This is a genomic window from Microvirga pakistanensis (assembly GCF_004458765.1).
GTDB classification, from domain to species: domain Bacteria; phylum Pseudomonadota; class Alphaproteobacteria; order Rhizobiales; family Beijerinckiaceae; genus Microvirga; species Microvirga pakistanensis.
In genome coordinates this window covers 61,687-86,830 of the sequence record NZ_SPJX01000185.1, presented here as the reverse complement: position 1 = coordinate 86,830, position 25,144 = coordinate 61,687, and the positions used below count along the sequence as shown (strand labels likewise).

At 65.1% G+C, this 25,144-nt stretch carries 21 protein-coding genes; 5 read left to right on the top strand and 16 right to left on the bottom strand.

The genetic code is table 11. The features are described from left to right. Positions 1 to 156 precede the first annotated feature (156 nt). Together E4K09_RS10420 and sseA are read left to right on the top strand one after the other, a co-directional pair. A complete protein-coding gene (locus tag E4K09_RS10420; protein WP_134496685.1) occupies positions 157 to 879 on the top strand; it encodes an alanyl-tRNA editing protein in 723 nt (240 codons plus the stop codon). 39 nt (positions 880 to 918) lie between these two features. Next, the gene (gene sseA, locus E4K09_RS10415; RefSeq protein WP_134496684.1) at positions 919 to 1,773 is read left to right on the top strand and encodes a 3-mercaptopyruvate sulfurtransferase; all 855 of its coding nucleotides are present in this window, start codon (positions 919 to 921) and stop codon (positions 1,771 to 1,773) included. An 82-nt stretch (positions 1,774 to 1,855) separates the two neighbouring features. Here the strand turns inward: sseA and E4K09_RS10410 are convergent, their stop codons facing one another. The 4 genes from E4K09_RS10410 to E4K09_RS10395 all read right to left on the bottom strand — a co-directional run bounded on the left by E4K09_RS10410 (position 1,856) and on the right by E4K09_RS10395 (position 6,337). After that, positions 1,856 to 2,641: an amino acid ABC transporter ATP-binding protein gene (locus tag E4K09_RS10410; RefSeq protein ID WP_166802260.1), complete on the bottom strand. Its 786-nt coding sequence runs from the start codon at positions 2,639 to 2,641 to the stop codon at positions 1,856 to 1,858. 6 nt (positions 2,642 to 2,647) lie between these two features. Then, complete coding sequence (locus tag E4K09_RS10405; protein ID WP_134496683.1) at positions 2,648 to 3,967, bottom strand: amino acid ABC transporter permease; 1,320 nt, start codon at positions 3,965 to 3,967, stop codon at positions 2,648 to 2,650. Between the two features lie 8 nt (positions 3,968 to 3,975). After that, on the bottom strand, positions 3,976 to 5,178 hold the full coding sequence (locus E4K09_RS10400; protein ID WP_134496682.1) for an amino acid ABC transporter permease: 1,203 nt from the start codon (positions 5,176 to 5,178) through the stop codon (positions 3,976 to 3,978). 139 nt (positions 5,179 to 5,317) lie between these two features. Beyond that, positions 5,318 to 6,337: an amino acid ABC transporter substrate-binding protein gene (locus E4K09_RS10395; RefSeq protein WP_134496681.1), complete on the bottom strand. Its 1,020-nt coding sequence runs from the start codon at positions 6,335 to 6,337 to the stop codon at positions 5,318 to 5,320. A 226-nt stretch (positions 6,338 to 6,563) separates the two neighbouring features. Here E4K09_RS10395 and metC point away from each other — a divergent pair, with 226 nt between their 5' ends. Further along, on the top strand, positions 6,564 to 7,748 hold the full coding sequence (metC, locus tag E4K09_RS10390) for a cystathionine beta-lyase (protein WP_134496680.1): 1,185 nt from the start codon (positions 6,564 to 6,566) through the stop codon (positions 7,746 to 7,748). Positions 7,749 to 7,853: 105 nt separating this feature from the next. Here metC and E4K09_RS10385 read toward each other — a convergent pair whose 3' ends face one another. From E4K09_RS10385 to E4K09_RS10370, 4 genes are all read right to left on the bottom strand, one after another. Then, a complete protein-coding gene (locus tag E4K09_RS10385; protein ID WP_134496679.1) occupies positions 7,854 to 8,195 on the bottom strand; it encodes a lipid-A-disaccharide synthase N-terminal domain-containing protein in 342 nt (113 codons plus the stop codon). Further along, positions 8,195 to 8,926, bottom strand: coding sequence for a glycosyltransferase family 2 protein (locus tag E4K09_RS10380; protein WP_134496678.1), 732 nt, complete (start codon positions 8,924 to 8,926; stop codon positions 8,195 to 8,197). The genes E4K09_RS10385 and E4K09_RS10380 overlap by 1 nt, the downstream gene beginning before the upstream one ends. Before the next feature lie 40 nt (positions 8,927 to 8,966). Continuing rightward, complete coding sequence (locus E4K09_RS10375) at positions 8,967 to 10,685, bottom strand: ArnT family glycosyltransferase (protein ID WP_134496677.1); 1,719 nt, start codon at positions 10,683 to 10,685, stop codon at positions 8,967 to 8,969. Between the two features lie 133 nt (positions 10,686 to 10,818). After that, positions 10,819 to 12,198 carry a M10 family metallopeptidase gene (locus tag E4K09_RS10370; RefSeq protein ID WP_134496676.1) on the bottom strand — a complete coding sequence of 460 codons (1,380 nt, stop codon included), beginning with the start codon at positions 12,196 to 12,198 and terminating at the stop codon, positions 10,819 to 10,821. Between the two features lie 281 nt (positions 12,199 to 12,479). Between E4K09_RS10370 and E4K09_RS10365 the strand changes: the two genes are divergently transcribed. Then, positions 12,480 to 13,643 (top strand): RtcB family protein, encoded by a 1,164-nt coding sequence (locus E4K09_RS10365; protein WP_134496675.1) that lies wholly within the window; start codon positions 12,480 to 12,482, stop codon positions 13,641 to 13,643. A gap of 21 nt (positions 13,644 to 13,664) precedes the next feature. On the opposite strand, the gene E4K09_RS10360 is transcribed toward E4K09_RS10365, so the two are convergent. Beyond that, on the bottom strand, positions 13,665 to 14,087 hold the full coding sequence (locus E4K09_RS10360) for a hypothetical protein (RefSeq protein ID WP_134496674.1): 423 nt from the start codon (positions 14,085 to 14,087) through the stop codon (positions 13,665 to 13,667). Positions 14,088 to 14,272: 185 nt separating this feature from the next. Next, on the bottom strand, positions 14,273 to 15,022 hold the full coding sequence (locus E4K09_RS10355) for a sigma-70 family RNA polymerase sigma factor (RefSeq protein WP_244610440.1): 750 nt from the start codon (positions 15,020 to 15,022) through the stop codon (positions 14,273 to 14,275). A 181-nt stretch (positions 15,023 to 15,203) separates the two neighbouring features. Here E4K09_RS10355 and E4K09_RS10350 point away from each other — a divergent pair, with 181 nt between their 5' ends. Then, entirely contained in the window at positions 15,204 to 15,665 is a 462-nt protein-coding gene (locus E4K09_RS10350; protein ID WP_134496673.1) for a YidB family protein, read from the top strand. Here E4K09_RS10350 and E4K09_RS10345 read toward each other — a convergent pair. From E4K09_RS10345 to E4K09_RS10320, 6 genes are all read right to left on the bottom strand, one after another. Beyond that, positions 15,662 to 15,910, bottom strand: a complete 249-nt coding sequence (locus E4K09_RS10345) for a PGPGW domain-containing protein (RefSeq protein ID WP_166802259.1) — start codon at positions 15,908 to 15,910, stop codon at positions 15,662 to 15,664. The two genes, E4K09_RS10350 and E4K09_RS10345, sit on opposite strands and share 4 nt — an antisense overlap. Before the next feature lie 59 nt (positions 15,911 to 15,969). Further along, entirely contained in the window at positions 15,970 to 16,347 is a 378-nt protein-coding gene (locus E4K09_RS10340; RefSeq protein WP_342211346.1) for a response regulator, read from the bottom strand. 157 nt (positions 16,348 to 16,504) lie between these two features. After that, positions 16,505 to 20,806 (bottom strand): translocation/assembly module TamB domain-containing protein, encoded by a 4,302-nt coding sequence (locus tag E4K09_RS10335; protein WP_134496670.1) that lies wholly within the window; start codon positions 20,804 to 20,806, stop codon positions 16,505 to 16,507. Continuing rightward, positions 20,806 to 22,746, bottom strand: coding sequence for an autotransporter assembly complex protein TamA (locus E4K09_RS10330; RefSeq protein WP_244610439.1), 1,941 nt, complete (start codon positions 22,744 to 22,746; stop codon positions 20,806 to 20,808). Before E4K09_RS10330 ends, E4K09_RS10335 begins: the two co-directional genes overlap by 1 nt. 322 nt (positions 22,747 to 23,068) lie before the next feature. Further along, positions 23,069 to 24,061, bottom strand: coding sequence for a hypothetical protein (locus E4K09_RS10325; protein ID WP_134496669.1), 993 nt, complete (start codon positions 24,059 to 24,061; stop codon positions 23,069 to 23,071). Between the two features lie 30 nt (positions 24,062 to 24,091). Further along, positions 24,092 to 25,063, bottom strand: coding sequence for an extracellular solute-binding protein (locus E4K09_RS10320; protein WP_134496668.1), 972 nt, complete (start codon positions 25,061 to 25,063; stop codon positions 24,092 to 24,094). Positions 25,064 to 25,144: the final 81 nt, after the last annotated feature.

Genomic DNA, 25,144 nt, shown 5'->3' with positions numbered 1-25,144 from the left:
AAGCTCATCGGATCCGAACCGAGGCACGCCCGTTCATTCCCGCGGGATTCGGCCCGGCGGTTCCGACAGGGCCGCTTGACCCGCCGCCCGGATTGCCGTCAGCATCAGGTTCCTCGAGCAGGAATTCTCCTGCCCCCTCGTCTTTTCGGAATCACCATGACAGCCACCGCCTATCTGTTTCGCGAAGATGCCTATGCCCGCTCCTGCACGGCAACGGTTCTCGATGTGACGCCGGAGGGCGGAATCGTTCTCGACCGGACGGTGTTCTACGCTCAAGGCGGCGGTCAGCCGGGCGACGTCGGCGTGCTCCTGCGCCCGGACGGGGAGCCGGTCGAGGTCACGAACACGGTTTACGGCCCCGACCGCCTTCAGATTCTCCACCTCGTCGGCCCGGACGCGGCGCAGCGCTTCACCCGGGGCGAAGAGGTCGAAGCGCAACTCGACTGGGAGCGCCGGTTCAAGCGCATGCGCGTCCACACGGCGCTCCATCTGCTCAGCGTCGTCCTGCCCTACCCGGTCACCGGCGGCGCCATCGGCGACGGCGACGGGCGGCTCGACTTCGACATTCCCGATGCGGGACTCGACAAGGCCGATCTCACGGCCAAGCTGAACGAATTGATCGCGCGGGACGCCCCCGTCACCGACCGCTGGATCACGGACGAGGAACTCGACGCCAATCCGGGCCTCGTCAAGACCATGTCGGTGAAGCCGCCGCGCGGCTCCGGCCGGGTGCGCCTGGTGGAGATCGAGGGAATCGACCTGCAGCCCTGCGGCGGCACCCATGTGCGCCGCACGGGCGAAATCGGCCGGGCGGCCATCACCGACATTGAAAAGAAGGGCAAGCAGAACCGCCGGGTCCGCCTGTCCCTTACCGACTGACGGCCTAACTTTACAAAAGCGACCATCAGGAGAAGGCGCATGTCCCAGCTCTTCGTTTCGCCCGCACGGTTGCAGGAGCATCTGGACGATCCGGGTATCGTGATCCTGGACGGCTCCTGGTACCTGCCCACGCAGAACCGCAACCCGCAGGCCGAGTTCTTGGCAGGCCACATTCCGGGCGCGCTGCGCTTCGACATCGATACGGTGAAGGACACCGCATCGCCCCTGCCCCACATGCTGCCCTCGCCGGAGGATTTCGCGAGAACGGTCGGCGCGATGGGCATCGACGAGAACACGGTCATCGTCGTGTATGACGGCGCCGGCCTGTTCTCGGCTCCACGGGTCCGCTGGACGTTCCAGGTTTTCGGCGCGCGCAACGTCTCGATCCTCGAAGGCGGCTTTCCGGCCTGGAAGGCGGAAGGTCGCCCCATTGAGACCGGACCCGAGCGAAAGCGCGAGCCCAGGATCTTCAAGCCATCCTTCAACGCCGCCGCCGTGGCGGACATCTCCGCCGTTCAGGAGGCTCTTCGCACGCGAGGCGCTCAGGTGGTGGATGCGCGCCCGGCGGAACGCTTCCGCGGCGAAGCGCCCGAACCGCGTCCCGGGCTCCGCTCAGGCCATATCCCCGGCAGCCTCAGCCTGCCCTTCAGCGAGATCGTCGAGGACGGCAAATTGAAGGACAAAGCGAGGCTCCAGCAGGCGTTGACGGAAGCGGGCATCGACCCCGAAAAGCCGGTGATCACCACCTGCGGCTCCGGTGTATCGGCCGCCCTTCTGGGCGTCGCTCTCGAAGTCGCGGGCCACCCGATGAAGGCGATCTATGACGGCGCCTGGGCGGAATGGGGCGCGCGAGAGGATCTGCCGCTGGGGACAGGACCTGCGAAGAAGGTCTAACCCCCGGCTCTTCCCATCCGAAAACAGGCTCAAACAAAAAGGCCCCGGAAAGATCCGGGGCCTTTTTCGCGTTGACGTCCTGTCAATGCAGGATCTGGGACAGGAAGAGCTTGGTGCGCTCGTGCTGCGGGTTCTTGAAGAACTCGTCCGGCGTGTTCATCTCCACGATCTGCCCATAATCCATGAAGATCACGCGGTCTGCAACCTGGCGGGCGAAGCCCATCTCGTGGGTGACGCAGAGCATGGTCATGCCCTCTTCGGCGAGGCCCACCATGGTGTCGAGCACCTCCTTGACCATTTCAGGGTCGAGCGCGGAGGTGGGCTCGTCGAACAGCATGATCTTCGGGCTCATGCAGAGGGAACGGGCGATCGCCACGCGCTGCTGCTGACCGCCGGACAACTGGCCCGGATACTTGTTCGCCTGCTCGGGGATCTTCACCCGCTTCAGGTAGTGCATGGCGACCTCTTCCGCTTCCTTCTTGGGCATCTTCTTCACCCAGATCGGCGCGAGCGTGCAGTTCTCGAGAATCGTGAGATGCGGGAAGAGGTTGAAGTGCTGGAACACCATGCCGACGTCGCGGCGCACCTCGTCGATGCGCTTGAGGTCGTTCGTCAACTCGATGCCGTCGACGATGATGCGCCCCTTCTGGTGTTCCTCGAGGCGGTTGATGCACCGGATCATCGTGGACTTGCCGGAACCGGACGGACCGCAGATGACGATACGCTCGCCCCGGCGCACGTTGAGATTGATGTCGCGCAACACGTGGAACTCGCCGTACCACTTGTGCACGTCGATCATCTGCACGGCGGACTCGGCCTTGGGATCGACGGCGGCGGCCTGAATTGTCTGGGATGTCATTGTTGCCATGGATATTTACCGTTTCTGGCCTGCTGCAAGGCGCCGCTCGACTCCGAGCGAGTAACGCGACATGCCGAAGCAGAAGATGAAGTAGAAGAGTGCCGCGAAGGCATAGCCGGTCAGGCCGATGGTGGGCGCGGCCCAGTTGGGATCGATCCGCGAGGCCTCGATCGTCTTGACCACGTCGAAGATGCCGACGATTGCCACGAGGGACGTATCCTTGAACAGGCCGATAAAGGTGTTCACGATCCCGGGAATCACGATCCGCAGGGCCTGCGGCAGGATGATGAGGATCATCATCTGCGGGTAGTTGAGGCCCAGCGACATCGCACCCTCGTACTGGCCCTTCGGCATGGCCTGGAGGCCGCCGCGCACCACCTCCGCCATATAGGCCGAGGAGAAGAGCGCCGTGCCGATGAGCGGCCGCAGCAATCGGTCGACGGTGATGTCGCCCGGCAGGAAGAGCGGCAGCATCGTGTTGGCCATGATGAGCACGGTGATGAGCGGCACGCCGCGCACGAACTCGATGAAGATCACGGAGGCCATCCGCACGATCGGCAGCTTCGACCGGCGCCCGAGCGCCAGCAGGATGCCGAACGGCAGCGAGAACACGATGCCGACCGTCGCCACCAGCAGCGTGACGAGAACGCCGCCCCAAAGCGAGGTCGGCACATGCTGCAATCCGAAATCCATATCCATCAGCGCGAGCGTGATGCCGATGAAGCCGACGATGCCGCCCCCGACGATCAGAGCCGGGCGCAGTGACGTCTTCAGGATGGCGGCCATGAGGGCGAAAACCGCGATCAGCAGAGCGCCGAAGATCAGGAATCCGAGCCAGAAGCCGCCGCTGAAATCGGCGTTTCCGCCGGTCAGGAGGATGTAGGAGGCTACCGGGAAGAGCCAGAAGAAGTAGACGGCTCCCAGATCGCGGCGGGGCGCCTTCAGCCACAGCAGCCAGCCCACGCCGACGGCCAGGAGAGCGAAGAAGATATCGACCCGCCACCGCTCCGAAACCGTGTAGGAGCCATAGGTGAAGTAATTGAGCTTCTCCCAGATGAAGGCCCAGCAGGCCCCGGTTTCGCTGCCGCCCATGTCGGCGCGGCAGGCGGCCCGGTCGGAGCCGCTCCACACCGCGTCGATGACGAGAAACTTCGCGAGGGGCGGAACGCTGATGTAGAGCAGGTAGAACACCACCAGCGTCAGCAGGGTATTGAACGGGCCCGAGAACAGGTTTTCCCTGACCCAGGCGACGGGGCCGCGCGCTAGGTTCGGCGGAGGCAGCGCCTCCACCTGCTGGGCGCGGACGAAACGAGGCATATCGACGGCGGTGCTCATCGGAAATCCTATCGTTCGACGATCGCCACACGGCGGTTGTAGATGTTCATCAGGGCGGAGGTCACGAGGCTGATCGTGAGGTACACGCCCATGGTGATGACGACCACCTCGATGGCCTGACCCGTCTGGTTGAGCACGGTGCCCATGAACACCTGCACGAGATCGGGATAGCCGATGGCGACGGCCAGGGACGAGTTCTTCGTCAGATTCAGATACTGGCTCGTCAGCGGAGGGATGATCACGCGCATGGCCTGGGGGATCACCACCAGCCGCAGGGTCTGCCCGGGCTTGAGGCCGAGCGAGCCCGCCGCCTCGGTCTGTCCCTTCGAGACGGCCAGGATGCCGGCGCGCACCACTTCGGCGATGAAGGCGGCGGTATAGGTGGTGAGACCGAGCAGCAGCGCCACGAATTCCGGCAGGATCTGCATGCCGCCGGTCAGGTTGAAGGTGCCCTTCCGGGGAACCTCGAAGCTGATCGGATTGGCGCCGACGAGGGCGAGGACGATCCAGGTCAGAATCGGGAGGCCGAGCACCAGCCCGAGGGTGACGAGGCCGACGGGAGATTGCCGGCCGGTGCGCTCCTGCTGCGTTTTTGCCCAGCGCCGGTAAAGGAAAGCGCCCACGAGGCCGATCAGCAGCACCGCCGGAAGCATCCACGCATCGGGGGCAAAGATCGGACGGGCCATGAAGAGGCCGCGCGAGTTCAGGAAGAAGCCGGCGCCCATCTCGAGGGAGTTGCGCGGCTGCGGCAGCGGCCCCAGGACCGCGATGTACCAGAACAGCAGCTGAACCAGGAGCGGGATGTTGCGGAGCGTCTCGACATAGATCATGGCGACCTTCGCCACCATCCAGTTCTTGGACAGGCGCGCAATGCCGATGATGAAGCCGAGGATCGTGGTGAAGAAGATGCCGATGGCGGAGACGATCAGCGTGTTGAGCAGGCCGACGACGAAGGCGTCGCCATAGGTGGAGCCCGCCGCGCTGAACGGGATCAACGCCTGGCTGATGTCGAATCCGGCGGTGTTGTTGAGGAATCCGAAGCCCGAAGCGATCTTGGCCCGCTGCAGGTTTTCGGCCGCGTTGGTGGCCGCCATGTAGAACAGGTAGCCGACGATTGCGATCAGCAGGACCTGATAAAAAATCCCACGAACCTTCGGATCGTAGAGAAACGATTTCTTGGGTGGCGATGTCTGGCTGACAACGGTCTGCACTGAACTTAATCCTCTGACGGCTGGCTTTGTGAGGCCGTCCTCCCCATGTTCATGCAATTGTCGCTGCCATGAACGAGTGGCAGTTATTCTTATAAAGAAGCGCCCGGATGTCCGGGCGCTCCGATCTTGGATAGTCCGATTAGCGAACCGGGATGCCGTATTGCAGGCCGCCCTTGGTCCAGAGCGCGTTCTGGCCGCGCTTGATCTTCAGCTTGGAGCCTTCGCCGACGTTCTTCTCGAAGACCTCGCCGTAGTTGCCCACGTGCTTGATGATGCGCACGGCCCAGTCGTTGGTCAGGCCGATGGCCTCGCCGAACTTGCCCTCGGTGCCGAGCAGGCGCTTGATCTCCGGGTTGTCGGAGGTCTTCATCTGGTCGACATTGGCCTTCGTCACGCCGAGTTCCTCGGCGTTGAGCATGGCCATGTGCGTCCAGCGGACGATGTCGCCCCACTGGCTGTCGCCGTGGCGGACGGCCGGGCCGAGCGGCTCCTTCGAGATGATCTCCGGAAGAACGACGTGATCGTCCGGAGCCGACGCGCGCAGACGCTCGGAGTACAGACCGGAAGCGTCCGTCGTGAACGCGTCGCAACGTCCCGCGTCATAGGCCTTGAAGGTCTCGTCCGAGGTCGCGAAGGCCACGACTTCGTACTTCATGTTGTTGGCGCGGAAGTAGTCGGCGAGGTTGAGCTCGGTGGTGGTGCCCTGCTGGGTGCAGATCGAGGCGCCGTTCAGCTCCTTCGCGGAGGAGACGCCGAGCTTCTTGCGGACCATGAAGCCCTGGCCGTCGAAGTAGTTGATCGCCGGGAAGTCGAGACCGAGCTGCGTGTCGCGCGACATGGTCATGGTCGAGTTGCGGGACAGAACGTCCACTTCGCCCGACTGGAGCGCCGTGAAGCGGTCCTTGGCGGCGAGCGGGATATAGCGCACCTTGGTCGGATCGTCGAAGATCGCCGCAGCAATGGCGCGGCAGAGATCGACGTCGAGGCCCGTCCAGTTGCCCTGGGCGTCCGGCAGGCCGAAGCCGGCCAGGCCGGTGTTGGACCCGCAGGTCAGAAAGCCCTTCTGCTTGACGCTGTTCAGGGTCGCCTGAGCCGAAGCGCCCGTTGCGAGCAGGCTTGCCGTCAGGCCGAAGGCAATCGATACGAGAGCCTTTTTCATGTTGGTTTATTCTCCCAATAGTTCCATTCGGCTCGTCTGTTCTTGTTCCCCCAGCCGAGCCACGGTCAGACCGTTCCGCGCCGCATCGGTCGATGGCGGCATCGGATCCATCACATTCCATGATTGATCACCGGTCAAGTCTTGATGGAATGCTTTTTCGCGGAAGGGTTGACGCCGGACGCGCCTCGGCTTCAGATCGGGTCCCCTTCAGCAAGTCCTTGAGCCGATGTCCAAACTTCCTTCCAAGCCTGCCAACCTCGCCGAGCGCACCCTCCTCGTTCATGCGGGCCGGGACCCCTTCGAGCAGCACGGATTCGTGAATACGCCGATCTATCGCGGCTCCACGGTGCTTTATCCGACGACCGACGATCTTTTGCATCGCCGGGGGCGCTACTCCTACGGGACCAAGGGAACGCCGACCACGGAAGCCCTCGAAAAGGCCTGGACGGAACTCGCGGGCGCGGCCGGAACGGTGCTGGCTCCCTCCGGGCTTGCTGCCGTCACGGTGGCTCTCATGTCCTGCCTCAAGGCCGGAGACCACCTGCTGGTCACGGATTCGGTGTATCTTCCCACACGGCAGTTCTGCAACGGAATGCTCAAGAAATTTGGTGTGGAAACAACCTATTACGATCCGTCGATCGGAGCCGGCATCGAGTCCTTCATGCGGCCGAACACAGCCGCTGTCTTAACGGAAGCGCCCGGTTCGCAATCCCTCGAGATGCAGGACATTCCGGCCATCGCGGAGGTGGCGCACCGCCACGGGGCCGTGGTCCTCATGGACAACACCTGGGCGACCCCCCTGCTCTTCCCACCTCATGAACGGGGCGTCGACATCGCCATCGAGGCGGGCACCAAGTACCTCAGCGGCGGGTCGGATCTTCTGCTCGGCTTGGTTTCGGCGAACGAGCGCTGCTTCAAGGATCTGCGCACGGCCTACGAGACCTTCGCCATGTGCCCCGGTCCGGAGGACGTCTTTCTGGGGCTCCGCGGACTTCGCACCATGGCCCTGCGCCTGCGCGAGCACGAGAAGCAGGCCCTGGAGATGGCCCGCTGGCTCGCCGCGCGCCCCGAGGTCGAGCGGGTGCTCCACCCGGCCCTCGAGTCCTACAAGGGGCACGATATCTGGAAGCGGGACTTCAAGGGATCGTCCGGCCTGTTTTCCGTCATCCTGAAGCCCTGCTCCGACAAGGCCCTCGCGGCCATGCTCGACGGGCTGGCGCTGTTCGGAATGGGCTATTCCTGGGGCGGGTTCGAGAGCCTCGTCATCCCGTTCAATTGTGCGACCTATCGCACGGCGACGAAGTGGGAACCGGGCGGCCACGCCCTGCGGTTCCACATCGGCTTCGAGGATCTGGACGACCTCAAGCGCGATCTCGATGCGGGTTTCGCCCGTCTGCGGGAAGCCGATTAGAGCATCGTGCGGAAAGGCGGATTCGGTTTTCCGCTCCCAACGATGCTCTTAAATCCAAGAAAGCATCGGGCCCAAAAGTGCAGGTCCACTTTTGGGCCCGATGCTTTAGGTCGGAAGTTCCGTTTCGGCCTTCCGCCGCTTTTCCTTCGCGATCAGCATCAGGTTGCGCACATAGATGAAGACCGAGAGGGCCTGGCCGGAGATGATGACGATGTCCCGCCGGGCGAAGCCATAGATGAGCGTCATCATTCCGCCCGCGATGGACAGGAACCAGAACCCCATCGGGATGACGCTCTTCTCCGCCTTCTCGCTGGCGATCCACTGCACGATGAAGCGAGCGCCGAAGACGAACTGGGCCAGCACGCCGAACGCGGCCCACAGGTCGAAACGGGCAACGACGATGTCGTAGAAGTACAGCCCGATATCGTGGGACAGGCGCATCAGCATCAGAGGACTTCCTGAGAAACGGGCACACGGCGGCGGCGGCGGATCAGCCACCACACGCCCGCAAGATCGAGAATGCCGACCCACAGGCGGTCGAAGAGGCCATAATTGGATTGACCGGCGTGACGGGGACGGTCGACCACGTCCGCATGGGCGACGGAAAAGCCCTCGCGCTTGACCAGGGCCGGCATGAACCGATGCAGGGCATCGAAATACGGAAGGCGCAGGTAGACATCGCGGCGGAAGACCTTGAGGCCGCAGCCGGTGTCCCTCGTCCCGTCCTTGAGAATCCGACCGCGCACGCCGTTCGCGACCCGGGACTGCCAGCGCTTGGCGGCCCCCTTGCGCCCGAGACGCTGGCCTGCGACGAGGCCGACCATCGGATCGTCCAGCGCGGCCATCATCGCCGGGATGAAGGCCGGATCGTTCTGGCCGTCACCGTCGAGGGTGGCGATGACGGGCGCCCGCGCCGCATGAACGCCTGTGCGCACGGCGGCGCTCTGGCCGCAGCTCGTCTCGTGACGCACGAGACGCAGCCAGGGCCGGGTGGCGCGGGCGGCCAGCACCTGATCGGCCGTGCCGTCCGTCGAGCCGTCATCCACGTAGATCACCTCGAAGGGTGCGAGCGGCGCGCAGGCGCGCTCGATCTCCTCCACGAGGGGGCGGATGTTCAAGGCCTCGTTCTTGACGGGCACCACGACGCTGAGGCGCGGGGCCTGGTTGAAGTCGTTCATCGAACAAGGGCCCTTGCGAGCCCCCTCTTGAGAGAAGAAGTCACGGACAGCCGGCATCGACCGAATAGACGGCGATATCCACACGCTTCCCGCTGTTGATATTGAAACCGGAGACCCGGGTCGAGAGGGAAGGCGTGAGGCCGGCCCGCTCGTTCGCGGCCCGGAAGTCGGTCTCGAAACGCCTGTCCACGAAGACCATCGCGCAGCCGCTGCTCTTCAGGAAAGCGGACGCCTCGGGTGCGCTGTCGAGCATGTCGAGATGGGTGCCGACCAGGAAAACGAGGCTCGGCTCGCGGTAGCCGAGGGTGCCGACGCTCACCTCGGGAGACCGGAAGGCTCGCACCGCCTCGGCAAGCCTGTCCGAGATCTTGAGGGAGCGCAGGTCCTGCTGGGCGAAACCGAACACGCCGACGGCCAGGCACACGGACGAGAGGAACCCGGCCCAGAGGCAGCTCAGCATGCGGTTCCTGATGAAAGCCCACCAGGCGAAGAGCGCGATGGCGGAGGCGGCCACCAGGGCGGGAAGCGCCCGATAGGGCAGCGTGCCGTCAAAGGACCAGTTCGCCGCCGACAGGCCGATGGTCAGGCCTACGGGAATGAAGGGAATGAGAACGGTGGAGAGTTTCGCCAACGGCCGGTGCGGCCCGACGAAATGACGGCCGATGGCCATGACGGTGACGATGGCCACCGCCGGAAGCAGCGGCAGGGTATAATGCGGAAGCTTGGTCGGGACGGCCTCGAAGACCAGCCAGGAGGGAACGATCCAGGCCAACGCGAAGGCGACCGGCTCCTCGCGCCGGTGAATCCAGGCGAACGGCACCGCGATTGCGGCCAGGATCGCGCCCGGCCAGAAGGTGGCGAAGAAGGCCAGCAGATAGAAGCCGGGCGGGGCCCAGTGGTATTTCTGGGCCGTGCCCACCTTGCCGAGCATGTCGTGGCCGACCGCCTGCGAATAGAAGGCGCCGCCGCTCTTGATCGCGATGGCGACGAACCAGGGCAGGACCACGGCCAGCGTGAACGCCAAGCCCAGCCAGGGCCTCAAGGTGAGGAGCCAGCGGGTGGAGCGCTCCCGGTATGAGAGCACGGCCGCCGTGAGACCGACGAACATCAGGACCAGGGGCCCTTTGATGAGAATGCCGAGGGCAAACCCCGTCCAGAAGATCAACAGGGCCCGCCGGGGCAGAACCCCGGCCCCCCGGCTCAGGTAGGCACGCGCCAGGCCGCCCATGACCGCCACGGAGCAGGCCGCCAGCATGGCATCCGTCTTGGCGAGCCGCGCCTCGACCATGAGGATGACGCAGGTTGCCATCAGGGCGGCGGTCAGGAACGCCCCTCGCCGGCCAAAGAAGGCCAGAGCGGCCCAGTAGGTCAGAAGAACGGTCGCGATGGCGCCCATCAGGGAGGGCACACGGTACAGCGCGATCGTGGTGCGAGCCTCAGGGACCCCGAATGCATTGCCGATGGCGACGCTGGCGCTCTGCATCCAGTAGATGCCCACCGGCTTCTTGTACCGCGCCTCGTCCTGGAAGCGGACATCGACGAAATCGCCCGTCTCCAGCATCTGCTTGGAGGCCTGGGCATAGCGAGGCTCGTCCCGGTCCATGGGCTGGAGAGACGTGAAGCCCGGGAGGAAGCAGGCGAGCGACAGCAGAACCAGGATGGCGCAGAGCCGGATATGGCTGCGCTCCACGAAACCTGCCAGGTGCGCCGCCGAGAAGCGGCGCAGGGATAGATTCTGCTGGGCGACGGAACCGTCCATCGGTGACTGCCTTTGGCCGAAAAGAGTTCGGGCGGGATTGCCCCCGCAAAGGCGCTGATGTCCTCCAAACCCGTCGGGAAGTCAAATTGACGGAAGGTAGCGCCGGGACAAAAGCCCTGTCCCGGCCCCGGATCTAGACGATGTTGAAGTCTCCGGCCGTCAACTTCAGCCCTTTCGAGAGCTGGGCAACCTGCACCGATGCGCTCTTTCCGATCCCATCCGCGTCATAATAAAGGGCGCCCTTTGCGGAATCGTAAACGACGCGATCCGTGGCATCGTGGGCCTTGGTCCCGGTCCAGAAGGCCGCCGAGGGCAGCTTGCCCGCTTTCAGCGTCGTGAACACCGCGTTGTCGAGGGACATCGTGTCGTCCCGTACGGAGAAATCGACGATACGGTCGAGATTCGCGGTGCGGCTCGGCTTGGTGTTGAAAACGAAGACGTCCTGGTCCATCCCCCCGGAGAGCACGTCGTTGCCTTCGCGCCCTTGGAGGCGGTCGTTGCCCGGCCCGCCCTTGAGATTGTTCGCGGCGTTGTTGCCGACGATCGCGTCCCCACCGGTTCCTCCGATGGCATTCTCGATCAGGGAGCGGGTGTTGCCGCGATAGGTCAGGGCGTTGGCCACGTTCCCGCGCGCGTCGTGCCCGTCCCCGAGCTCGGCGATCTGCGCGGTGGAGAGACGGGACCACTGGCCGGGACGCAGGTCCACGCTGAGGTTCGTGGCGTAGTTGGAGAAGTCGTAAGTGTCGATCCCGCCACCGTCCCAGACCGTCATGAAGATACGGTTGCCGCCCGGGACGTTCTGGCCGATGCCGTTGACGAAGGCCTGGCCGGTCGTCGGGCTCCAGCGATAGACCGTATTCCCCGCATTGGTCGTGTAGTCGGCGCCGTACATATGCTGCAGGGCGGCGATGTCGTACATCATCAGCGACTGCGCATAGCCCCAGGTCTCGTTCTCCACATGCTGCCCCGCCGCGCCGACGTACGACCTGTAGGTCATGGCCGAGAATTCCATGGCGTCCCGGGCGGGCGTCATGGCCCCGAAGCCATTCGCCTCGTTGCCATGTTTCAGCCCGACGGCATGCAGGATCTCGTGGATGAAGCCGTAATAGCCGTAGCCTCCCAGCACAGGCTTTCCGAACCATCCATCCGTGCGGCCGAACCAGACGTCGCCGCCTTCATCGGCGGTGTGCGGGAAGTACGACCATGCCGACGACGGTGTGTCCGAATTGGCGAGCCGCAGGGTCGCGTGATCCGTGGACGTCTCGGACATCTCCGTGAAGCTCAGATTGCTCACTGAGGCAATCATCGCAAAGACTTCGCGCGCTGCCCGGGTCTGGCTTTCGTTCAACGCCCCGAAGGTGTCCGCCGGCTCGCCCGATCCGTAGTCACTGCCGTAATAGGCTGCCTTCGTTGGAAAGCTATATGTGAGATTCAGGCCGCTCCAGGCCGAACCTGATAGAACGCCATCGATGTTCTGATTGCCCGTTCGGAGAACGGATACCGTCGCCGCCATGCTTGTCCTCATGTAATCCGGACGGCTTTAGAGCACGGTCATAGCTCAAATTTCATAACCCTTAAGAATTAGACTTGAACATTTTCTAGATCTATATTCTTCATGATGGGCAAATTTGTGCGCTTTGATCGCTTTGTGGCTCAACCTCAGAAAATTTCTGTCCAACTTCCCGATACGGCCAAGTTAATACGTAAGCATGCTGGAATTGCGGGTCGGTGCGGTCCTGCCGGAACGCGTCTTCCACTCTGCTGTTTGACACTGGAGAGGATCCGAGAGCCCGCATGAAGACACGCATCTACGGCGAGCACGACGAGAAGACGATCAGGCAGCTGGAGCGCTGCATGGAGGCGGGCAGCGCCGCCAAGGGCGTTCTCTGCGCCGACGGACATCTCGGTTATGCCCATCCGATCGGCGGGGTGGTGGCCTATGAGGAGCATATTTCCATCAGCGGTGTCGGATTCGACATCGCCTGTGGCAACATGGCCGTGCGTCTCGATACCCGGTACGAGGACATCGCCCGACGGGCCGGCACGATCCTGAGCGACATCGGCAGGACGATAAGCTTCGGGATCGGCCAGAAGAACGCCGTCACGGTGGACCATGAGCTGTTCGATTCGCCGCTATGGGACGAAGCCGGCGTGCGGGACCTGAGGAAGATGGCCTCCCAGCAACTGGGCACCGTGGGCTCAGGCAACCATTACGTGGATCTTTTCGAGGATGAGGAAGGCTTCGTCTGGATTGGTGTCCATTTCGGCTCGCGGGGGTTGGGGCACAGGATCACGACGAAGCATCTGGCGCTCGTCGACGCGAAGGACGGCATGGAGGTCGAACCCGCCCTCGTTCACCAGGACAGTGATGTCGGACGCAGCTATCTCGCAGGTGTCGCCCTCGGAGGGCTCTATGCCTATGCCGGACGAGAATGGGTCGTCGAGCGCGTCCGCCAGATCATCGGCGGCGCCGTCACGGACTCGGTCCACAATCACCACAACTTCGTCTGGCGCGAAAATCATGGCGGGCGCGATTACTGGGTGGTCAGGAAAGGCGCGACACCGGCCTTCCCCGAGCAGCGCGGGTTCGTGGGTGGCTCCATGGGCGACAACGCGGTGATCCTGCACGGCGTGGAGAGCCCGCAGAGCGCCGACAGCCTCTACTCGACGGTCCATGGCGCGGGTCGCCTCTTCGGGCGGATGGAGGCGAAGGGCAAGAAGAACAAGCGAGGCGAATGGGTGCGCCCTCCCCGCTTCACCCGCGAGGAAATGGATGCCTGGCTGCGCGAGAAAGGCGTGCTGCTCAGAGGCGGAGACGTGGATGAGAGCCCCATGGTGTACCGCCGGCTCGACGACGTGCTCGCCTATCATGGCGACACGATCGCCATCGAGCACACGTTACGACCCTTCGCGGTGGCGATGGCGGGCCCCGGCGAGTTCGACCCCTACAAGGACTGACATCGCGCCGGAGCCTAGGGTCTATCGCAGCCAGCCGAAATAGAGCGACCAGAGGCTGGGGGACCGGATGCCGCGCACCCTCCTGGCCGCCTCTTCGGACCGCATGAACTCGCCGCCATGGCACGAGCACAGCACGATATGCGCGTCATGCTCGGAGATCTGAAAGAAGGCCACCGCATCCCCGAACCTGTCGCTCACGAGACCCGCGGTCCGCAGCACCGGATCGTTGAAGGCCACCGTCAGGGCGGAATCGTCCGCGCGGATCGCGTGGCGCACCGCCTTCGGTTTCCACTCGATTTCGTCGAGGGTCCGCAGAAGGCGGTCGGGCTCCCGCTCCAGCAGCTCGGCCCAGCGATCCAGGCGTTCTCGTTTCGACAGGACAGGAACTTGCGAGGGCTTCAGATCGGCCACCTGACCGAGTTCAGACAGAGGTCTGTGTTCCATGCTCCCCTCCTTGGCAGAGAAGCGTTCGAGAGCACCCCAGCTGAGAGCTCAACCATGAAGCCCAAGGAAAAGTTCGGGAACGCGCCCGCTGATATTTTAGGCACCCCCGAAAAAGCTCCGGGCGCATGGAGCGGCTCTCTCCATGCGCCCGGAACGCATTTGTCCGCCGCTGCCTTCGGTGAGGGTCAGGCGTCGGCGGCGTGATTGTGGTGATGCAGCCGGTCGGCGGCCACGCCCATCAGTTCCGCCAGGCGATTGCGCGCCCGGTTCACGCGGCTCTTGATGGTGCCGACCTTGACGCCCAGGGCTTCCGCGGCATCCTCATAGGACATTCCCTCGGCGCCGATGAGGATGATCGCCTCCCGCTGCTCCTGGGGGAGCTTTTCCAGCGCGGTCGTCAGATCCTGCAAGGCGAGTTTGTCCTCCTGGTCGGGGATGGCGATCATGCTCGCGGCATGCGCGCCGTCGCCGTCCTCCACCTCACGGCTGGTCTTTCGGTGCGTCGAGTAGAAGCCGTTGCGGAGGATGGTGAAGAGCCACGCCTGCAGGTTCGTGCCCGCCTCGAAGGTCTCCTGCTTCGTCAGCGCCTTGAGGACGGTGTCCTGCACCAGATCCTCCGCCTGGTCGAGCTTTCCGGTGAGCGACAGCGCAAACGCTCGCAGGTTCGGCAGCGCATCCATGACGCCGTCGATGAAGGCTTGGTCGACAGGCTCGGTATGGGCACGGATAACCTGTGCGACACGCTCCGCGAGCTTGGCCAGATCGCGCGGCAGCTTGTCTTCCGCAGGGTCGCCGTAGAGCGCGCGGAGCTGCTTGCCGAGATGCGAACGGACAGCCGCGCTCAGGGCCGCGCCCGAGACCGGCGAAGGAGAATTCTGAGGGAGTGTTTTGGTCTTGTCTGGCATGCCCGGATATTTGGGGCAGCCGTTGCGCATTTAAATATCCTCGTGGCATTTCGATTGCGGGATTTCCTGCGACAAAAGGCTAAGTTGATGCGCAAGCGCCAGGCTCCAGGGGCGAGGCCCATGTCAGGCTTAGCAGCGCTTAAAGCGAGCCTGCCGGAACCCTTCCTCCCGCTCATCGGTTCCTGTCGATCCGACCAGCAGGAGCAATGACATGAGCAGCCGTGGCTTTCCTTCCATGACAGCCCTTTTGGGGCTTCTTGCCATCGCCGGTTACCAGAACCGGGACAAAATCGCCGAAATGCTGCGCGGTGGGCAGCAACCCGGAGCGCCAGGTCAGTTTCCGGGGCAGCAAGGCGGCAGCCTCGGCGGCCTTGGCGGCCTGCTCGGCGGTCTTGGCGGGGGCGATGCGGGCGGTTTTCTGAAGGGCGGCCTGGGTGAACTCGTCGACCGCTTCCGCCAGAACGGTCAGGGCGAGGTGGCCGAATCCTGGGTCGGCACCGGCCCGAACAAACAGATCGCACCGCAGAATCTCGAACAGGCTATCGGACCGGATGTGCTGGATACGCTGACGCAGCAGACCGGGCTTTCGCGAGAGGACATTCTTGCCCGGCTGTCGCGGGATCTGCCGCAGGCCGTCGATCAGTATACCCCGGAAGGACGGCTGCCGGGCTAAGAACTTTCGCTCCAGGCTCGCCGCCGCCGTTCCCACCATACGGCCACGCGGCGGCGCAGCCTGCGGGCCGCGGGAATATCGGTGGACAATACGATGATTCCGAGCGGCACCATCCAGAAGCCGAGCACGGGCAGGAAGCCCACGAGCCCGCCTATCACCAACGCGACGCCGAGGCTGATCCTGAGGGCTTTGGAGTGCGGCAACGGAACATGGCGCCCACCGAAGGAGGCCCGCGGTCTTCTCACGCCTCGCTGTCCTTGTTCATGGTGGGAGAAAGGCGGAGCCCTCCGATCAGGCCCGGTTCTCATGCTTCCGCCGTCCGGGGGACCACGGCTTGTTTCAGGGCATTCACGAGAGCCTCGGAGCGGATCGGCTTCTGCAGGAAATGCGTGCCCTCCGGAAGATCGCCGGGTCCTGGCGCAACCTTGCCGGAGATCACGAGAACGCCCACGTCCGGCCATCCCTGACGGACGAGGCGGGCGAACTCGAACCCGTCGATCGAGCCCGGCATGTTCACATCCGTGAGCACCACATTGATGTCGGTGCGCTTCTTCAGAATCTCGAAAGCCTCGTCGGCATCCTGCGCCTCGACGACCCAGAAATCGGCCTCCCTCAGGATTTCCACCTGAGTCAGGCGCACGAGCAGCTCGTCCTCCACCAGGAGAACGACGGGCAGGTTCAATATCTCGCGTCGAGGTTTCATACAGCGGGAAACGGGCGATCCAATCCCTGGTTCCCGCCCTCGTTTCACGTCTGAGTGTGCATGCCCGCCTGCCACCGCGGCCGACCCGGCTGAGCCGGGTCGGCGGGCAAAAGGATGGCTTTGCGGCGCCGCGGGTTCAGTACTCCAGCTCGAAGCCGAGGCCGACGGAGGTTCCCCCTTCGGCATCGACCGCACCCTGCGCTTTGAGCCGCCGCGTCAGGTCGACATCGACGGTGACGCCGCTTTCCTCGGGCCGCGCCCCGGCCCTCACGCCGACACGGACATTGTCGCTGATATAGCGCGAGACGCCCACTGCCGGGCCGCCGCTGGCATCGACGGTGATGTCGAGGCTGTCGACGCCGAGCGAACGGCGCAGGCTCTCGAAAGCGTCCGTTCCGGCTCCGCCGGACAGTTGCGCCACCGTCTGCGCAAGCTGCAACGCCTGTCCGGCCGAGAGGCCGCCGGACGGACGCTGGAACAGAACGCGGGACAGCACCTCGTCCTGCGGCAGATCGGGGCTCGAGCTGAAGGCGAATTCGGGCTGCGACGCGGGCCCTGTCACGGCGATGCGGGCCGTCACATCGCCTGCCTGCGTCTCGGCCAGGAAGTCGAGGGAGGGCGTGAGATCCCCTGTGAAATCCAGGCGTCCCCGCACGAAGTCGATGCGCCGTCCGATGAGGTCGAGGCGTCCGCGCCGCAGCTCGAACGCCCCGATGGCAACGGGATCCCGCGACGTGCCCTGGAGGCGCAGATCGCCGCCGAGTTCGGCATTGATCCCTCGTCCGCGAACGAAGATGCGATTCTGCGCGGTGAGGACGAGATCGAGGTCCGCGCTGAAGGGGGCTCCTCGGGAGCCCGCGCCCTGCTGCTTGCGAGCCAATGCGAGCCGGGCAGCGGCGGTGGGCGTCGGCTGGACATGCCTGGTGCCCGGCAACGGCCTCAGGGTCGTCGGCAGGCGGTCGGGCACCGACACGTTCATCGTGACGATGTTGACGCGGCCCGCGACGCGCGGCCGGCTCATCAGAGGCCCGGAAATCGCGAGATCCAGGTCGGCCGTGGCATCCACGGTTTCATTCGAGACGAGCTGGGCGCGGCTCCCCGCGATGCGGATGTCTGCGGGCAGTCCGGCCGCCGGATCGATGGTGACCCGTCCCCTCGCCGTCAGGGATCCGCCATTGCGGGTGCGTGCGCTCAGGCTCTCGATGGTGAGTGTCTGACCTGCCGCAGTGAGGCGCCCGCCGAGGTCGTTCAGCTGGATGCCCTGCAGGGAATCGACGAAGCTGCCGCCCGCGAGCGTGACGGCGCCCCGGATCTGCGGGTCCGCCATCGTGCCCGCGATCGTCAGGTCGAGGGTGGCGCCGCCCGTCAGGCGCTGCCCCCTTGCCGACAGGAAGCTGTTGGCGACCGCAAGATCGGTTCTGCCGGAAACCCTCAGAGCCAGGTCGTCCGCGGCGTCGAGCGGAACGCTGCCCGCGAGCCGCACGGTTCCGAAGCGCCCGGCCGCGACGTCGGCGTCGATGGTTGCCCGCTGCTCCGCGATCCGGCCCTGCGCCGCGACCGTGAGCGGCGGCAATCCGGCCTGACGCGTTTCGGGCGTCGCCAGTCCCGTCGCCCGCAGATCGTAGCTTCCATTCGGATCGCTCGCCTCGCCTCGCACGGTGGCGCTTCCGTTCACGGTGCCGACCAGCCCGAGATTGGGAACGACGATGTCGGCAATCTGGAGCGGGAGGTTGCGAATGTCGACCGACAGGTCGAGCCGCTCGCCCACGGTGCCGGACACGCCGACGCGACCCTGATCGGCGGCGATCACAAGGCCGGTGATGGTGGCAGTCCCGCTCCGAAGCGAAATGGCCGCGGGCTGCGCCAATGCGAGGCGCCTGTTGCCGCGCCGCGCCGTGAAGCTCGCCAGCTCGATCCGCGTCGCGTCGCCCGGCACCACGCGGGCCTGTGCATTCAGGTCGAAGCCCTGCCCCACGGCGGAGGCCGTGACGGTCGAAGCATCGGGTGTGCCCTGGGCCGTGAGATTGACCGTTCTGAACGTTTGCCCGGCCGCACTCAGCGTGTCAGCCCGGGCGGTCCCGTCGATCACGGGGCGCCTGTAGAGATCCGTGACGGCAACTCGCACGTCGAAATCCCGCACGGTAACGCCGGCAACCGCCACACGGGAACCGTTGGCAACGACCGATGCGTCCTGGCGGCCATTCTGTGCCCCGAGCACGATTTCGGCATTGACCGAACCATCGAGCCTTGTCAGCAGCAGTGGAGAGAGATCGTCGAGATTGCTGCCCGAGAGGGACACCCGCCCCTGGGCGAGCTGGTCGGAGCCGATGCGCAGGTTGCCGGTCATCGAGACCGAGCCGACCGCGACATCGAGCCGGTCCAGCAGCCATCCCCCCTCCGCCGGCCGGGCAAGATGAACCGTACCGGTGGCCGGTTTGGCGCCGACCTGCCCGTCGAGCGTGAGCGCCGCATCGAGAGCACCGGTCACGTCCTTCCCGTCGAGCTGCAGCACAAGGCGCGGGATCGACCGGTCGAGGGCGCGCATGTCGGACAGGGTCGCGGTCGCCGTCACGTCCGGCCGCTCCAGCGAGCCCGTCAGCCGCGCCGTCACATCCGCTCGCCCCCCGGTGATGCGAGGGTCCACACGCCGGAGTTCGTCGACGGTGATCACGAGGCCCAAATTGGCTGCGCTCTGCGTCGCCCGCCCATCCGCGCGGGCATCGAGATGCGCTCCGCCGATCCGGAAGTTCTCGAACGCGAACCCGCCGGGAACACGGCGCAGGATGCCGTTCGCCGCGACCGAACGGCCGAGGAGGCCGTCAAGCGGCGGCGTTCCCGTCGAAAGGTCCCGCAGGTTGGCATCGACGGTCGCAGCGATGTCGGACCGCCGCGGATTGCCCGCGAGCCGTGCCGTCAGGGCCGCCGAGCCGCGCAGCGTCCGGCCGGCGACACCGGAAAAGACGGCGAGCGCCGGGATCTCGGCATCGAGGGTTCCATCCAGCACGGTCGAGCCGACGCGGCCCCTGAACCCTGCCTGGGCCGTCGATGTTTCGAGCCGCGCCGTATCGACATTGGCGATGCCGTCACGGCCCAGAATGCCGTTGGCGGTGAGCGAGAGAGTCCGACCGAGCGCCCGTGCGAGCGCCCTGTCGGCCGGCTCGATTCCTCCGGCCTTCGCGTCGATGGTGAAGGTGAAGCGGTCGGGGATCGCCACGTCGCTCACCGGATCCATGGCGATGCGGGCCGTCAGGGTGTCGAGCGCCCCCTCGGGCAGCCGCACTCCCGCGGCCTCCAGGGAACCGTTGATGCGCGGAGCCGTCATGGTGCCCTGCACGCGGCCGTCGAAAGCAAGGCGCCGGATTTCCGCGTCGCCCGCCCGGGTGGCGGAGCCGTCGTTGGGCAGGGCGCGAGCCTGCAAGGTCAGGTCGAGGGCCTGACCGGAGCTGACGGTGCCCGCCATGTCGAAGCTGGCGACGTTCGACGTGATGCGAACCGGCTGGAGCCGAATGCCGCCGTCATCCCCGATCGTCACGTTGCCGACCAACCGCGTCGTTCCCGCGAAGACAGGAGCGACCGGCGCGGGCAGAAGTCCCTCGACCTGCGCGGAGAGATCGGCGTCCACCTGATAGGCGGCGCCCACCCGCCTGACGACCGTCGCGCCCGCCGCGCCGATGGTCGGTCCCGCGGAGAAATCGAGCCGGGCCGCGAAGTTGCTCAAGGGCCCCTCGCCGGCGAGCTTGAGATCGAATGGCGGAAGACCCGGCAGAGCGAGCAGCCGGGCCGCGATCCCGCCCTCCGGCTCCTGATGGGTCAGGTCCAGGGCGAGCCGGTTCGTCTGGGGCACGTAATCGAGGTTGATCGAAAGGCGTCCGGGCGCATCGAGGCGCTGCGCCGCGAAATCGAACTCGAGCCCCTCGTTGGGATCACCGAGATTGGCCGAGCCTTGCGCCGAGAGCCGCGCGGCCGTTCCGAGCACGGGCTCCCCGAGCGCGAGCTCCTGCAAGGTGAATCCTTCCACGATCACCTTCACGGGCAGTTCGGGCAGGATCGGCTCATCGGAGACGGACGCCGCGTCCTCCTCGGACGTCTCCGGCCTGCGCAGGATCTGCAAGCGGTCGATTTCGAGTTCGTTAACCTCAAGACGCCCGCGCAGGAGAGCCGTCCGGGTCCAGACCAGACGCGCCCGATCGAGCGACAGCCAGACGCCGTCGCGATCCGCGATCCGCACGTCCCGGATCACCGCGTTCGACGAGAGCGCTCCCTCGACGCGGCCGATGCTCACCCGCGTCGTCGGAGTCGACAAGGCCCGCGAGATCAGGTTCGCCAGAACGCTTTGGTCCGTCTGGGCCTGGCTCCGCGAACCGGCCATGAACCAGAAACCGCCGAAAGCCAGGACAGCGACGGCGATGAGGGTGAGAAGGCGGCGCAGCATGATCATCAGAACGCCTGTCCGATTCCGACGTAAATCGCGAAAGAGCGGTCATCCCCCTGTTCGCGGCGAATGGGGGTCGCGACGTCCAGGCGGATCGGCCCGATCGCCGTGTAATAGCGCAGGCCCAGACCTGCCGAGACCCGGATGGATTCGTCGAAATCCGGATAGCTCGACTCGAAGGCCGTTCCCGCATCGACGAAGGGCACGATGCCGATGGTGTCGGTGACCTTGATCCGCGCCTCCACCGACGCCTCCAAGAGGCTGCGTCCGCCGATGGGCTCCCCCAGGAAGGTGGGGCTGAGGGAGCGATAGCCGAAGCCTCGCACCGACCCGCCTCCCCCGGCGAAGAATCGGCGGTTCGCGGGAATCTCCTCGAGGTCCGGTCCGATGATCGACCCGAGGCCGAGGCGGCCGGCGAGCACGTAGCGGGACTCCTCGTCGATGGACCAGTACGCCGACGCGGTTCCCCGCGCGATGGTCATGGGAACCGACGAGCCGAGGAAATCCGGATAGGGCGTCACCGAGGCGAGCAGCTTCATGCCCCGCGTCGGGTCGAGCGTGTTGTCGGTGGAATCGTAGGTGACGGACAGCGGCAGGCCCACGAGGGTGTAGTCCACCTGCCCGAGGATGTCCGAGGCCTGTCCCTTTTCGTATTCGATGCCGCCCTGGATGGAGAACGTCTCGCTGAAGCGGTGGCGGATGCCCGCCGTCCCGTTGACCAGGCGGCTCGTGTACCCTTCCGTGCGATCCCGCTCGACGAGCGCGTCAGCGAGGAAATCGTTGCGCGTTCCCCAGAGGGCGGGCTTCAGGAAGCTCGCCCGGAAGCGCCCTCCCAGATCGTCCCAGTCGAAATCATCGTCGTCCTCTTCGGGGCGGCCGCCGTCTTCGGTGAGATAGAAGAGGCTGCCCTCGAGCCGCAGCCGCTCCGCGCCTCCGAACAGATTGCGGTGTGCCCAATAGGCCCGAACGGCGGGACCGTCGGTGGTCGAGTACTGGACGGATGCCCCGATGACGCGTGGCTGCCGCTCCGTGATGTCGACGAAGAGAGGAAGATTGCCGTAGGCGTCGAGCGTCTCTCCCTCGCGGATGCGCACGGACGACAACGCCTCGATGCTGAGGATGGACTTTCGCATCGACGCGAGGGCTGCCGGCGAGTAGGGATCGCCCGGCTCGGTGTAGATGAACGAGCGCACCACCGCCGGATCGACGTTCTCCGCGCCTCGGACCGCGATGTCTCCGATCCCCGCGCGGGGGCCCGGATCGAGCGTGAGGCTGATGTCCATGACCTGCGCCGGATGGGTGACGACGGGATTCTGTCCCGTCACCTTGGCGAATGGCCGCGACTGGGCGCGGAAGTGATCGACGATCCGCGCCTGGGCCGCCACGATGTCGGCCGCGCGAGCCGGATCGCCAGGCTCGATCTTGACGATGCGGGGCGGCAGCTCGTCCGGCATGAACGGGCGGCCGGTCCTGGCATCCAGAACGGCGACATTCCGAAGGACGAATTGCGGGCCGGGATCGACAATGACCTGAACGGGCACCAGCGCCCGTGCGCGATAGGCCGTCGCCGCACGAATGGCTGCCTCGGGACGGGAAGCCGGGAGCGACAGGGGCATGCCCGCCACCGTGATCGCGATCCGCGCATTGTAGTAACCCGCCCCCCAGAGCGCATCGTTCAGGCGGGGCAGGTCCGCCTCGGCACGGCGAACGAGCGACTCCGCATCGGGAGGAGGATCGCTCGTAAGCCTCTGCAGGGTCGAGGCGTCCTTGAGGTTCTGGACGAGGGTCTTGTCCGCACCGACGACGGTGAAATCGAGACTATACGGCAGCGTTTCCGCATTCGGCGGCGGCGGAGTCTCGTCGCCTCCGCCGAAGAGGCCGAAGAAGTCGAATGCGATCGCAGGCGGGATCGACAGCCCACCGGACAGAAGTCCTGCGAGGAGCACCAGAGAGGAATATTTCCTGGTTCCCGACCATCCCGATTGAGCCACGAGCACCCTAACTACAAATTAACAATGAACCTTTGCCGCGTCCCAAGACTTTGCGTTCAATTAGGGCGAATTCTAGGACGGACCAACCCGGATTTGCCACACTTCGCGGGAAAACGGCGGTCCATCCACGATCACGGTGAGCGAGGACGAGAAGTAACGTTTCAAACCAGACGTTGTCGGAAGCCCGCTCTCCTCGCCTGAACGAGGTCGGAGGAGCCAGGCAATACGCCGCTCAACCCGCCCAGCCCTGCCGTGATGGGAAACCCAGGTCCGTGGTTCAGAACCTGACGGCGAGATAGGTCCGATCATCCGCCCAGTGAGAGGCGGTGGATCCTTTCGGAGAAGGATAAAGCGTGACTTTCGCGGGGTCCTCTCGCTCGGCCTCGGCGAAAGCCTTCTCCCACGCGGCCACGCCGAATCCGTCGCCGGGCTTGAAGTAGCCGTCCGAGTAGATCTCGATCGTCTCGACCTCGGAACGCGGGAAGCTCCTGATCGCGATCATGTGCTGCGGCACCTCGAAACCGTCGAGGCAGGGATAGCCGAGCTGCAGGGAAGCGTTGTTCTGATAGCCGCCCTGTGCATGGACGATGCCGCCCCGCACGAGATTCTCGATGTCCGCCCGTGCCACGTGCGGCAATGCCTCGAGATTGGCCGCGATGGCGCGGCTTTCGATGAGGGCCATGTCGTGGGCATCCAGCGTATCGGCCACCGCGTCGAGCGGCTGGCGCGTGCCGTGCCATGTGACCCGGCGGGAAACCTGCTCCTGCTTGTCGGGATCGCTCGTCTTGCGACCGATCACGGGCCAAGCCTGGCGACGCAGAACGGCCGTGATCAGGTCGAGGTCCTTCTCCATGCGAACAACGATCTCGCCGTTGATGCGCACGCCGCTGTCGCCGACGAGAATCACATCCAGGGTTTCCGCCCGAACGAGAACCAGCGCGAGCGCCGCCGAGAGGCGCAGATTCCAGTCCTTCCGAACCTTCTCGGCCATGCCATGCGCCTCGTAGGCCGCGGCGATCTCGGTCGTCAGCGCACGGACGATCGCAGGACCGTCCATGCACGCATCGGGCGCGCTCAACATATGCTCGAGCGCGCGCTTGACGGTCACGGCCGCATACTGCCCGGAGAGCATTCCGTCGTAGCGCGTTCCGAGGCGGTCCGTGACCCCGTCGATGACCGCGTAGGCGCGGCCCGGCAGGATCACGATCTGGTCCTCGTTCGCATGAGGCGCGGATGGGTCCTTCGCCTCGGAGAATGCTTCGATCAGCATGTCAGACAGATGACCTCAAATGGTTGCGGCTCAACGGTTCTGCAGAGCCGTCTTCCACTTGGCGACCCATTCGTTGCGGTTCTGTGCCACCTTCTTAATGTCGTAGTCAACGAGCTTGATCTCGCTGATGGGCTTCAGTCCCGCGCCGGTCACGTCCTTGCGGACCGAGCGGCGTCCGATCTCGGAGACGAGCTGCTCCTGCACGGGCTTCGAGAGAAGCCAGTCGATGAAGATCTTGCCGTTCTCCGCATGGGGTGCGCCCTTCACCAGGGCAACGCCGTCGGCAACGGTGGACGACCCGTCCTCGGGATAAACGATGGCGACGTTCCCGCCGCCCTTGACGTAGTCGAGGGCATTGTCCTCGAGGGTCAGGCCCACGAGAGCCTCACCGTCGTTGACGTAACGCGGAACGGCGCCCGAGGAATCCGAGAGGTTGATGTTGGCGAGAATCTTGTTGTAGACGTCCCACCCCTTGTCGCCATGGCCGATCAGCACGGTCGCAAGCTGCTGGAAGCTGGAGCCGGAGGTGTCGGCCCGCGCGGACGAGACCTTGCCCTTCCACTTGGGGTCGCCGAGCTCGGCCCAGGTCTTGGGGTAATCGGCGGGTTTCAGCTCCTTGTTGTTGACCGCCATGACCAGCAGGATGCCCGTATAGGGGATCCATTCCGGGCTTACCTTGTAGTTCGGCAGGAGGGCGTCGTCCTCCTTCGGTTTGTAGACGGCCAGCAGGTCCTTGTTGTCCTCGAGCTGCTCACCGCCGATGCTCCAGATCACATCGGCCTTCGCCGAGGCCGATTCCGCCTTGACGCGCTTGATGATATCGCCTGAGCCGGCCTTCACGACGTCGACCTTGATGCCGGTCTCCTTCTCGAACTTCGGCACGAGAGCATCGACGATGGATGCCTTATGGGCCGTGTAGACCGTCACGGTCTTGTCTTGGGCCATCGCGGCGACGGTCAGGGAGGCGAGCAGCACGCCCGCCGTCATTCCGATTTTCAACATGGAATCCTCCCGGGGATTTAGTTAGCCAGGTAACTTCATGTTGCTGAAGGCTATAACTTTTGTAAAGTCGGGGCCGCTTCG

Excerpts from the sequence above, each read along its gene's own strand:
- E4K09_RS10375 (WP_134496677.1), bottom strand. The coding sequence starts at position 10,685 with ATGGACGGTTCCGTCGCCCAGCAGAATCTATCCCTGCGCCGCTTCTCG.
- metC (WP_134496680.1), top strand. The coding sequence starts at position 6,564 with ATGTCCAAACTTCCTTCCAAGCCTGCCAACCTCGCCGAGCGCACCCTC.
- E4K09_RS10385 (WP_134496679.1), bottom strand. The coding sequence starts at position 8,195 with ATGCTGATGCGCCTGTCCCACGATATCGGGCTGTACTTCTACGACATC.
- E4K09_RS10405 (WP_134496683.1), bottom strand. The coding sequence starts at position 3,967 with ATGAGCACCGCCGTCGATATGCCTCGTTTCGTCCGCGCCCAGCAGGTG.
- E4K09_RS10365 (WP_134496675.1), top strand. The coding sequence starts at position 12,480 with ATGAAGACACGCATCTACGGCGAGCACGACGAGAAGACGATCAGGCAG.
- E4K09_RS10355 (WP_244610440.1), bottom strand. The coding sequence starts at position 15,022 with ATGCGCAACGGCTGCCCCAAATATCCGGGCATGCCAGACAAGACCAAA.
- E4K09_RS10320 (WP_134496668.1), bottom strand. The coding sequence starts at position 25,063 with ATGTTGAAAATCGGAATGACGGCGGGCGTGCTGCTCGCCTCCCTGACC.
- E4K09_RS10335 (WP_134496670.1), bottom strand. The coding sequence starts at position 20,806 with ATGATCATGCTGCGCCGCCTTCTCACCCTCATCGCCGTCGCTGTCCTG.
- E4K09_RS10420 (WP_134496685.1), top strand. The coding sequence starts at position 157 with ATGACAGCCACCGCCTATCTGTTTCGCGAAGATGCCTATGCCCGCTCC.
- sseA (WP_134496684.1), top strand. The coding sequence starts at position 919 with ATGTCCCAGCTCTTCGTTTCGCCCGCACGGTTGCAGGAGCATCTGGAC.
- E4K09_RS10380 (WP_134496678.1), bottom strand. The coding sequence starts at position 8,926 with ATGAACGACTTCAACCAGGCCCCGCGCCTCAGCGTCGTGGTGCCCGTC.
- E4K09_RS10325 (WP_134496669.1), bottom strand. The coding sequence starts at position 24,061 with ATGCTGATCGAAGCATTCTCCGAGGCGAAGGACCCATCCGCGCCTCAT.
- E4K09_RS10360 (WP_134496674.1), bottom strand. The coding sequence starts at position 14,087 with ATGGAACACAGACCTCTGTCTGAACTCGGTCAGGTGGCCGATCTGAAG.
- E4K09_RS10395 (WP_134496681.1), bottom strand. The coding sequence starts at position 6,337 with ATGAAAAAGGCTCTCGTATCGATTGCCTTCGGCCTGACGGCAAGCCTG.
- E4K09_RS10370 (WP_134496676.1), bottom strand. The coding sequence starts at position 12,198 with ATGGCGGCGACGGTATCCGTTCTCCGAACGGGCAATCAGAACATCGAT.
- E4K09_RS10410 (WP_166802260.1), bottom strand. The coding sequence starts at position 2,641 with ATGGCAACAATGACATCCCAGACAATTCAGGCCGCCGCCGTCGATCCC.
- E4K09_RS10350 (WP_134496673.1), top strand. The coding sequence starts at position 15,204 with ATGAGCAGCCGTGGCTTTCCTTCCATGACAGCCCTTTTGGGGCTTCTT.